2 protein-coding genes and 1 pseudogene are annotated in these 5,081 nt (G+C 35.8%); all 3 read left to right on the top strand.

Features of this window, described 5'->3' with window-relative positions; translation table 11 throughout:
- Positions 1–380, top strand: a 380-nt coding sequence (locus V7137_RS27520) for a BREX protein BrxB domain-containing protein (RefSeq protein WP_335701016.1), incomplete at its 5' end; no start/stop codon positions are given.
- Between the two features lie 15 nt (positions 381–395).
- Positions 396–3,941: a BREX system P-loop protein BrxC gene (gene brxC / locus V7137_RS27515; RefSeq protein WP_335701015.1), complete on the top strand. Its 3,546-nt coding sequence runs from the start codon at positions 396–398 to the stop codon at positions 3,939–3,941.
- An 85-nt stretch (positions 3,942–4,026) separates the two neighbouring features.
- Positions 4,027–5,081: pseudogene (locus V7137_RS27510) on the top strand (BREX-1 system phosphatase PglZ type A); the annotation flags it as partial.

Raw genomic sequence — 5,081 nt, 5'->3', positions numbered from 1 at the left:
CCGTTTTAAATATAAAGGAAATAAATTTGTTTGAATTTCTATTAAGTTTTTTCAAAGATGAACTGGAAGAATTAAAGGAACTTAGTGAGGAGGAGGGCATAGATGGGTTAATTGATGCAATAGAAACAATCCTAGACGAACAGCAAACGGTGGTGGAAAGCTTTATCGCTCAAACTGAAGAGGCTGAAATAATCTTTATCACTGGAGTAGGAAGTGCTTATCCGTACATACGATCCAGTCAGCTTTTAAAAATGTTATCGGTGAATGCCTATAGAAAGCCAATTGTTTTGTTTTATCCTGGACAATTTACGGGATTAAGGCTGAAAATGTTTGGAATTTTGGATAATGAAGACGATTATCAATTATCTAGGATTTCTTAAATTGGGGGGAAGCAGATGTTAGTTGAAGAAATATTCAAAAAAGATATATACCGCAATATCAATAGTGTAGTACAAGCAGGTCAATTGGATGAGGCAACTATACGAAATGAGCTTGAAGAGTATGTAATGACAGAAGAAGGGACGTATTTTCTTGAAACTTTCTTTAAGAATTACATAGCTGTATACAAGAATCCATCTGCAGACATTGGTGTTTGGATTTCAGGTTTCTTTGGTTCAGGTAAATCACACTTTCTGAAAATACTATCCTATATTCTCCATAACAGAATTGTACAAGGAAAAAGTCCAGTCCAATACTTTTACGAAAAAACTAACAATCGATATCTTTTAAGCATGATGGAAGAATGCTCACAATATCCGACTGATGCAATCTTATTTAATATTGACTCAAGGACTTCGTCAGCCTCCAGTGAAAAGGAGCGTATTGTCGAGGTATTTTTGCGTGTTTTCAACCGGCATCTGGGATATTCAGATACTCTATGGGTAGCAGAAATGGAGCGTCAACTAGCCGACGACAATAAATACGATGATTTTAAATTTGCAATTTCAGAGATTACTGGGAACTCGTGGGAACAGGTTCGTTTAAAAGTCTTACTTAGAAAGAGAAAAATTGTTCAGGCACTTGTCAAAATCGGATACGAAGAGAGTACGGCAGAAGCATTTTTTGAAGTAAATCGACACACCTTTGAGATGACATCTGAACGGCTTTCCCAGTTAATAGCTGACTACTGTCGTGAGCGCGGGAACAATTACCGACTAATATTCTTAGTGGATGAGGTTGGTCAGTATATAGGAAATAATACAAGCCTAATGTTGAACTTACAAACCGTGGTTGAGGATTTAGGGAATCGAAGCCGTGGGCAAGCTTGGGTACTTGTCACATCGCAAGAAAAACTAGAGGCTACAGTGTCAAATTTGGATAGTACAAAGGACTTTTCAAAAATTCAAGGGAGATTTGCCACAAAGATTAATCTTTCTAGCGCTAATACAGATGAGGTCATTAAAAAAAGGTTACTTGAAAAGACGGAAATTGCGTCAGACACTTTAGTTACTATTTATGATCAAGAAGAACAGATGATTAGAAATCGTCTTAGTTTTGACCATAATACAACTCAACTTCGCTCTGGGTATCGGTCTGCAAAAGAGTTTGTGTCTATTTATCCTTTTGTTCCATATCAGGTGGATTTATTACAAAAAATCTTTACAAAAATTAGAAATCAGGGTGAAGGTGGAGCTGCTGTTGCCCACGGAGAACGTTCTTTATTAAAAGGATTCCAAGAGGCAATCCTTGCTAATGCAAAAGAGTCGGTTTCCAATATGGTTACATTGGCAGAGTTCTACCCTTTTATTAGAGACTATCTTGAATCCAATATAACAAGTACAATTGCTAGGGCAGAAGACAGGGCCCGTAATAATGAAATCCTCCAACAAGAGGATATACCGGTCCTTATGACCCTTTATTTAATTAAGGGGATTGATGAGATAAAAGCAACTGCAAATAATATTGCTACGTTATCTTTAGAAACTATTCATGACGAAAGGCTGCCGCTTGAGTTAAGAATTAAAGAGTCTTTAAACAGACTTCAACAGGCCATGTTCATTGAACAGCATGCAGATGGTACCTATTCATTCTTATCTGATGAGGAACAGGAGATCAATCGAGAAATACGTGTTGAAGAAGTTGATCACAGGATAATTAAACAGAAGCTTAGCGACTTGTTCTTTGGAAAAATGTATCCTAAGATTCGATATGACTTTAAACAAGATAATATCTCAGCCACATTTGATTTTAATAAAAGATTCGATAGTTATTCTAAGGGGCCGATGAGTCACGCATTAACTATGCAGGTATTTTCAGGAGGGATTACTCCGACTGAAGCCGCACTACAAGCAAATTCTGGGGTGCTTGTACTTAGTCTTGAACCAGAATCACTTGCTGAAGCAGAGAGTGCATTAAGGTTTATTGAACAAGTTCAGACCTATATTCGACGTAAGCGTGGCCCAGGAACAACACAATTACAGCACAGGATATTTGATGCCAAACAGTCCGAAATAGATGAATACGCGGACAAGGCCGAATTATTACTGCGAAAATCGTGTAATGAAGCAACGATTTGTATTCAAGGTCAAGAACGCTCATTTAAAGGAAATTTCGATGTTCGATTGGACAATGCTTTAGAAATGCTTGTTTTAAGTACCTATTCAAGATTTCATTACATTGATACACCAATTTCATTTAGGAATAGTAAACAAGAATGGATACAGATTAGCGAAGCAGGTTTGGAGAACAATCTTTTTGGAGTAAATAACCAAAAAGCTTTTGATGATATGAGGCATTATGTAGATGAATTAGCACGACTTAACGATCGAAAAACACTAAAAGATATCCTAGGTAAATATAAAAATGTTCCTTATGGTTGGCAGGAACAAGATACTATTGGAATACTGTTGGGATTAATGAACGCAGGTAAAGTAAAGTTAAGTTATGCCGGTGAACCATTCACACCTAATAATCCTCATTTTTATGATCGAATAGAAAAAATATCAGAAAGAGATCGATTAGTTATTATCCCGATTGTCGCGATGGATCGTGAAGTGAAACAAGATATAATCATTTTATGTCGCGAGTTTTTCGCCATTCAAGAAACTTTCGACACATACGAAGATTATCATCGTACGATACTGCCCAAGGTGGAAGAGATGTTTATTGAGCCAATGGCAAAGATAAGAGAACGGAGAAATCAATCCTTATCAAGCGAATATCCTTATCCTGGTGAAAAAGAATTAGCAAGAGTGACTACAGAAACCCAACGCCTCTTACAAAACAGGGATTCTGAACAGTTTGTTAGAAGTTTTATCCAGTTGGAGGATGAGGTGGATAATTGGTTTTCTATTATTGACAAATTACAGGGATTTTATTTTAAGAATCCAATTCAAAAATTTGATGAAGCTGTAAGTACATTGAATGAGTATAAGCAGGATTTAGTGATTATCCGCAATGAAGAAATCAGGGAAATCGAATCTCAAATTAAACAAATTCTTATAAAAGAGAGTCCCTATCGTGATATTCCCGTACTCCCAACATTTGTTAAAAAGTTAAGGGAATTGCTGGAAGAGGAAATGAAAAAGCAAAAGGTAGCTGTATTAAAACAAGCGGAACATGCGATTTCTAAAATAAACTCCCTACACGATAAAGAGGTTTTCATTCCTTATCCTGAAATCATTACCTTTATAGAAAATCAGTTGTCGGAAGCCAAACTGATTTATGAGGGGATTCAAAAGGGAGAACGGGTTACATCTATTCGTTTATTACTTCAGCAGATATTAGAGGATGCAACAAATACTGAAGAAAAAGCATATCAAATGATACCAGATGTAGTTATTGAAAAAACTCCTAAGCATATTTCAGAAAATCAAATCTATAATTTATTTTTCAGTGGATTAGAAAAGATTGAAAGTGAATCGGATTTAGAAAAGGCTATAAGTCAAATAAAAGAAGAATTTAAGAAAGAGTTACAGCATCATTATTTAGTAAGGCAATAATATTGTACACAAAGAATTAAAACTAAAAAAATTGTAACTGGGAAGAGGAAAGTTTTCTCTTTCCTTTCGAATAGGGGTGACCCACTTGAATGTCATCGAAATGATAAAAGAAAAAATTAGTGACGAAAATGAAAAGAAAGGTCGTGCTATTGTATTTTGGTATGATTCAAATGAGCAAGAATCAATAGATGATTTAACCGGGGCTTTACCAGAGGTTCAAGTGCGCCAATTAACTGAAAGAAACTTTTTTGGCATTAAACTGGAAATTGAAATTGAGAGACCTAATGACTCATTCCTTTTATATGCAAATTTCTCTAAACCAGATGATACGAATAATCTCCTATTGGACATTCTGTTATATGGTACGGAATTTAAGTCAGATGAAACTGCAATTTTGGCTGAAAGTCTTGGAATAAGTGATTATGTTCTCAGAGAAATGATGAAAAAGTATCCATTGTTCTTTAAAAGTAAGGAACGGAAATCTATGCTTGGAAAGATTATTCCGGCCAATGCTTCAGAACAGGAGTTGGAGCTATCCATTCTTGCTGTTTTGTCTGGGGCGAAAGTTCCGGAAATAAGGTTGATTTCAAAAAATATACTTTTAAATGGGCTAAGTATCGAAAGAAATGAATTAGCGGGGAGAATAGGCAAATTTTATTCTTGGGACCGGACACTAGAAATTATTCAACAGTATTTTGGGGTATCTTTTGAGAATAATCCAAACCCAATACAGTATTTAATGAATGTTCTTACCTACCAGCATTTGAGGCAAAACATTGAATGGAGCTTTAGGGAGTGGGAAGAAAACTGGAGATCGTCCTCTCCTAATATATGCGCTTTATTTATTGAAGATTGGTTAAATTCTAATGAAGAAGAGACATTGGTCCTTGAAGGGTACCTTAAGGATTGGGAGAATGGATATTCTATAGAACGTGTGCTTCGTACCCATACAGTTGAGGAGATAGAAGATATTAAAACAGTCCCAGTTGTAGATGCGCTAATCATTGAGAAGTGTGTACAAGAGCTGGAACATGATTTAGTTGAGTCAGAAAAATGGATGGATAGGATTAATAAACGATTAAAGTCTTTTTGGGGAAGGAAGAACTCTGTATCAGCTCTTTACAATGCATTATTTCATGC

It is taken from the genome of Neobacillus drentensis, assembly GCF_036962765.1.
Classification (GTDB): Bacteria; Bacillota; Bacilli; order Bacillales; family Cytobacillaceae; genus Neobacillus; species Neobacillus drentensis_C.
The sequence above is the reverse complement of the archived record's forward strand: the minus strand, read 5'-3'. Positions and strand labels throughout refer to the sequence as shown.